This window comes from Dysgonomonas sp. 521 (assembly GCF_010501055.1).
Lineage (GTDB): Bacteria > Bacteroidota > Bacteroidia > Bacteroidales > Dysgonomonadaceae > Dysgonomonas.
Map to the genome: position 1 here is coordinate 1 of NZ_QVMO01000178.1, position 5,760 is coordinate 5,760.

General features: G+C 44.5%; 5 protein-coding genes and 2 pseudogenes. 3 read left to right on the top strand and 4 right to left on the bottom strand.

Annotated elements, in window-relative coordinates; translation table 11 throughout:
- From D0T84_RS21730 to D0T84_RS21745, 4 genes and pseudogenes are all read right to left on the bottom strand, one after another.
- Window positions 1–413, bottom strand: a pseudogene (locus tag D0T84_RS21730) (hypothetical protein); the annotation flags it as partial.
- Between the two features lie 9 nt (window positions 414–422).
- On the bottom strand, window positions 423–737 hold the full coding sequence (locus D0T84_RS21735; RefSeq protein ID WP_163310018.1) for a DUF3408 domain-containing protein: 315 nt from the start codon (window positions 735–737) through the stop codon (window positions 423–425).
- Window positions 738–755: 18 nt separating this feature from the next.
- Window positions 756–1,232, bottom strand: coding sequence for a DUF3408 domain-containing protein (locus tag D0T84_RS21740; RefSeq protein WP_163310019.1), 477 nt, complete (start codon window positions 1,230–1,232; stop codon window positions 756–758).
- A 7-nt stretch (window positions 1,233–1,239) separates the two neighbouring features.
- Entirely contained in the window at window positions 1,240–1,992 is a 753-nt protein-coding gene (locus tag D0T84_RS21745; RefSeq protein ID WP_163310020.1) for a ParA family protein, read from the bottom strand.
- A gap of 786 nt (window positions 1,993–2,778) precedes the next feature.
- Between D0T84_RS21745 and mobA the strand changes: the two genes are divergently transcribed.
- From mobA to D0T84_RS21760, 3 genes and pseudogenes are all read left to right on the top strand, one after another.
- A complete protein-coding gene (mobA, locus tag D0T84_RS21750) occupies window positions 2,779–3,210 on the top strand; it encodes a conjugal transfer protein MobA (protein WP_080904065.1) in 432 nt (143 codons plus the stop codon).
- A gap of 3 nt (window positions 3,211–3,213) precedes the next feature.
- Window positions 3,214–4,482, top strand: coding sequence for a conjugal transfer protein MobB (gene mobB / locus D0T84_RS21755; protein WP_163310021.1), 1,269 nt, complete (start codon window positions 3,214–3,216; stop codon window positions 4,480–4,482).
- 34 nt (window positions 4,483–4,516) lie between these two features.
- Window positions 4,517–5,668, top strand: a pseudogene (locus tag D0T84_RS21760) (YWFCY domain-containing protein); the annotation flags it as partial.
- Window positions 5,669–5,760: the final 92 nt, after the last annotated feature.

A 5,760-nucleotide genomic window follows, 5' to 3' on the forward strand; every position in this document is an offset into this window, starting at 1 on the left:
TCTTCTTCGTCTATATCTTCCGTGTTATATTCCGGCTCTAATTCGGGGGGTGTGTTCTCAATTACTAAATTGATTTCGTTTGAATTTTCGTCCGTCATATTTTCATCGGATAAGACTGTTTCCGATTCAACCAAAGGGGGTGTTACCGGAGCATATTCTTTGTTTTCGTCAGCAAATATAGGCTCATTTTCAATCCGTTTTTCATTATGAATCAGAGTGGTAGCTTCTGTCCGGGATTGTCTAAGGTCAAATTTGCTTTTGCCTATTATATCCTCTTTCGGGGCGGAGCGAAACGGATTGAAACCGGGATTTTTTGCTGCATTCTTTTTCCGTTTCTGCATCCGTTCACGGAACAGGTAGAGGGCGACAACCAATGCGTACAATACGATGGCTGAAATAATATATCGTTCCATAGCTTATTTTTATAGTAAATCATCCGGGCGTTGGCGGTATATCTCGTTTATTTCCTCCTTATGGAGTTGCAGATGTTCCTCCAGTATGGTATCTATGTAACCGCCAATCGTCACCTCATTTCCGGTGTTGGCTAAGGCTCGCACCAATTTGGCAATGACAGCATGAATATCGTTGCTGATATAAACACATTGTCGGTTTTTTAACTTTTTAGGTTTTGCAAACCTTTCTGCATAACCATCTGCTATTTGTCTATTAGAGGTCGGTTCTTTGACAGGCATACTTTGTGCGGTCGCTTTCCATCGAAATTTTTTTATTTTTTTCATGTTGCTTTCTTTTATAGATTAGAAAATATCTTCCGGACGGCGTTTACGGTACAGTTCCGTAATATCGTCCTGATAAGTATTAAAATGATGTTCCAGTACATTGTCGATGTAGCTGAACAGCGATACTTCATTATATCCGATGTTCTGAACTATTCGCATAATTCTGTCGTGGAACTCCTTTCGGATATAGACCGCTTTCCCGCTACGTGTCGTAGTGGGAGCTGTTCGGATAAAGAGTGCTTCGTAATCCTCCGGCTGTGGTTTGCGCCGCCGCTTGTTTTCCTCGCGGGGTATTTCTTTTTCTTTCACTGTTTCGGGTGTCATCGCAGGAGGTCTGATTTCCTCCTGTGGTGTTTCCTCCACTGTTTCCGGTTCGGGCATAGAAGCCGATGCGGACGGGTCGTAAGGTTTCAGGTCTTTTTCCCGGTTACTCGGTTTTGCCTGATTGATTACGAACTCGGCATCTATTCCCGTTGTATCTACTCGTTTTGCCATAGCCGTATTACTTTAGGATTTCCAGTAACTCGTCCGACAATTCTTCGATATTACTGCCTTTGATAAGGCTTTTATCCACAGGAAAAAGCGTTGAACGGAACAGCGGTCGACGGCTTTCCGATTGCTCCCGGCGGAAACGCAGGCTATTCGGAATAAAGGTTTTAAGCGTTACAAATTCCAGTTCCTTTATTACACCTTCGTAAACTTCGTACAAGTCGGACTTTTCCCTGCCATCGACCATGTTCCAAAGCAGGTACATTGCTTTGATATTGGATTTTCCGGTATTAATAATATTATCCCTTACCGCTATCATATAGTTAAGGGTACTTTCCATCACCACACGGTCGGCGGCAATCGGGGCAATGATATAATCCATGTTGGCAAGGGCTATGATTAAGTCCTTATTGTTGAGCGTTCCGGGCAAATCGAAAAAGATATAATCGTATTCTTCTTTTTCGCACAGTTCGTCCGCATCGTTCAAAGCCTCCTGTGGGTTGCTTTCCACGATGGGATAAAACTTCTTGCCCTCTAACCGGGTAACCTGCTCATAAGCCATACCCTTATAAAATTCGTCCTCGTCTACCATCTTAAAATCGCGCTCGCGCATTTCAAAAATGGAGTGTTGCGGGTAGTCGCAGTCGATTACCGCTACATTTTTCCCTTTTACATAGTGCAGATAGGAAGCTATCAGCACGGTAAGGGTTGTTTTTCCGGCTCCGCCCTTTTGGGTCGAGAATGCCACATAAATAGGCTGTTTCATGTTCTTGAATTTTTAATTATACAATCAGTTAATTTTATGTTGTTGCAAATGCGCTTATGTTTGCGTTACTGTTTCCGCATTCAGCCATTTGCTTATTCACACTCTCAATCAGTCATTTATTCAGTTTTGCATGATTGAACGCTTATGCGATTAAGCGTTTAAGCATTCATGCATTTGCAGTTTTAAGCATTTATATGCTTGCATTCATAATCATTTATTCAGGACTGAATTTTGTTGTTTAAGAATATTCATAACCTGTCATTCATGCGTTTATTTTTACTCTTATTCATGTGTCTGTGTTTTTACATTTTCATGACTAAACATGACACTGAAAAATCAAAGTTTCAACTACTCAATTATTCAAATCCGAGGGCAAATAAACGCCTTCTTTTTCATACTTGAACTATATTTTCGAGGGGTGGTAGCTTCTGTCTGGGATTGTCTATACTTATTGATATACAGCGTGTTATTTATTCGCTATAACTTTGCAGCATGAAACGTTGCGGGGTATTCATGCCGATTTTTAAGATAGGCTCGGCACTCAAAAATTGCCCGGCGAAGGGCAGTCTTATATCCCGAAAAGTTCGGGATTGGAAGATGCCCCTTGCGGGCAAAACGTATTTGCATTTTGGCAAATAGCAAGATGTGTTGATTGCAGCAAACTTCGTTTTTTGCAGCATCAACCTCTTGCTCTTCCAGAGGGTTTTTTCCTCTCCGAAGTCGGGAAAAATTAAGCCGGCATGAGCCGTCCGCAAACGTTCATATAACCACTAAAAGTTTAATGTTATGAACGAAGAAAAAAGAGAACCCCGTAAGCGGGGAAAGGGGGGCAGACCCCCTAAGAACGATCCGGCAAAACATCGGCTGACGGTGAACCTGACGGACACACAGCACGCCGGATTTCTTGCCATGTTCGAGCAGTCGGGCGTACAATCGCTGTCTGCTTTTATCTCCGCACGCATCTTTGGCGATGAGTTCCGGGTAGTAAAAACTGACGCTTCGGCGGTTGAATTTACCGCAAAACTGACTGCATTACATAGCCAGTTCCGGAGCGTGGGGGTGAATTACAACCAGATCGTAAAGGAACTGCACAGCAATTTCGGGGAGAAAAAAGCACTCGCTTTGCTCTACAAATTGGAGAAAGCGACCGTAGAACTGGCGGGAATCGGGCGCGAAGTGATGCAGCTATGCGAGCAGTTTAAGGCGAAATACCTGTAAAAAATGGTGGCGAAAATCTCTCATGGAAGCAATTTGTACGGCGCACTTTCCTACAATCAGGAGAAAGTGGACGAGGGTTTGGGTAAGGTTTTGGCGACTAATTTAGTAATCGAACCTGCCGATGGAACGTTCAACGCCTCTGCCTGTATACAGGATTTTGAGCGGTTTATGCCCTCGCATATCACCACCAAGAAACCTGTTATCCATGTTTCACTGAATCCGCACCCGGACGATAAGCTGACCGATGAACAGCTTACCGAGATCGGGCAAAAGTATATGGAGCGGTTGGGATATGGCTCGCAGCCTTATATGATTTTCAAACATGAGGATATAGACCGCCAGCACATCCACATTGTTTCGACCCGTGTCCGTCCTGATGGCTCACTTGTTCCCGACAGCTTCGAGAAAGACCGCAGTAACAAAATCCGGCGGGAGTTGGAAAAGGAATATAACCTGATTCCCGCCAACGGTCAGATACAAGGCGAGGCGTGGCGGCTTGCTCCGGTAGACGTTAGCCAGGGGAACTTAAAAAAACAGGTGGCCAACGTTATCAAGCCGCTTTCCGGAATGTACCGTTTCCAAACGCTCGGCGAATATCGCGCCCTGCTTTCCTTATATAATGTAGGCGTGGAAGAAATCAAAGGGGAAAACAAGGGCAAGCCTTACCGGGGATTGGTTTATTCGGCATTGGACGGCGAGGGCAACCGTATCGGTAAGCCTTTGAAATCTTCCCTGTTTGGTAAAACTCTCGGCATCGAGGCGTTGGAAAATCAGTTCGGTACATCGAAAGAAACAATCAAAGCGGACGGCGTTACAGCCCGTACCCGTATTGTGGTTTCCGAAGCCTTGAATAGTGCCCGCACCGAAAGCGAGTTCCGGGCGGCATTACAGAAGAAAGGTATTGACTTGGTACTTCGCCGCAATGATGAAGGGCGCATATTCGGGGCTACGTTTATCGACCATAACGAGCGGGCGGTATTAAACGGTTCGCGTCTGGGTAAGGAGTTTTCAGCGAATGTTCTTAACGAACGGTTCGCAGATGATTCGCACCGCGAGGATCTGCAAACTGAGCAGCCGAAGCAGTCCGATAACCTACGCCATACTGATAAATCCACTACCGACAAGCAACCGCAAGCCGGGCATTCTACGCTCGATGATGCGGCGGGTAGCCTGTTATCTGTCCTTACTCCCGAAGCCGGAGGACAGGATAATAACCAGCCGACCATTAAGCGCAAAAGAAAGAAAAAGCGCAGGTATGGCAGGCAGCTATAAAATTTGAAGTAATAACAATTTAATTTTTACGATTATGCAAAATGAAGATGATTTGAGGGGCTTGGCTAAGGTGATGGACTTTATGCGTGCGCTCTCTATACTATTTGTAGTGATAAATGTGTATTGGTTCTGTTACGAGGCAATGCACGAGTGGGGAATCAATATCGGGGTGGTCGATAAAATCCTGATGAATTTTAACCGTACCGCCGGATTGTTTAGCTCGATCCTGTGGACGAAAATCTTTGCCGTAGTGTTCCTTGCTTTGTCCTGTCTGGGGACAAAGGGCGTGAAGGAGGAAAAGATTACATGGACGAAAATATATGTGTGCCTCGGTATCGGTTTCGTCCTGTTCTTTTTGAACTGGTGGCTATTAGCATTACCGTTACCCAAAGTAGCCAATGCCGGATTATATATTTTCACCATTTCGATAGGCTACATATTACTCCTGATGGCGGGTACATGGATAAGCCGCTTACTCAAAAACAATATGTTCGATGATGTTTTCAATACGGAAAACGAATCGTTTATGCAGGAAACTAAGCTGATGGTAAACGATTATTCGGTGAATCTGCCTACGAAGTTCTGGTATAAAAAGAAGCAGTGGAAAGGGTGGATAAATGTTGTAAATCCGTTCCGGGCAGCGATTGTGTTGGGTACTCCGGGTTCGGGTAAATCATACGCCGTTGTAAACCAGTTCATCAAACAGCAGATTGAGAAGGGTTATACAGGCTATATTTACGACTTCAAGTTTCCCGACCTCTCCACCATTGCTTATAACCACCTGTTAAACAACCGTGAAGGCTACGAGAAAGTACCGACTTTTTACGTGATAAACTTTGACGATCCTTCCCGTTCGCACCGTTGTAATCCGATTAACCCTTCATTCATGGATGATATTTCGGATGCCTACGAATCGGCATATACGATAATGCTGAATTTGAACCGGACGTGGGTACAAAAGCAGGGCGACTTTTTTGTCGAATCCCCGATTATTCTTTTCGCCGCTATTATCTGGTATTTGCGGATTTATGAGGATGGGAAGTATTGTACTTTTCCCCATGCTATCGAGTTTTTGAATAAAAGCTATGAAGATATTTTCCCGATTCTGACTTCTTATCCCGACCTTGAAAACTACCTTTCTCCCTTTATGGATGCGTGGAAATCCGGGGCTGCCGACCAGCTTCAGGTGCGCCCGTAAGGGTACATAATAAATATAGCTTTGGCAAGCTATTAGGTTCGCGTTCTTTGAAAAAATAACCTATCATCACCCGACTTATC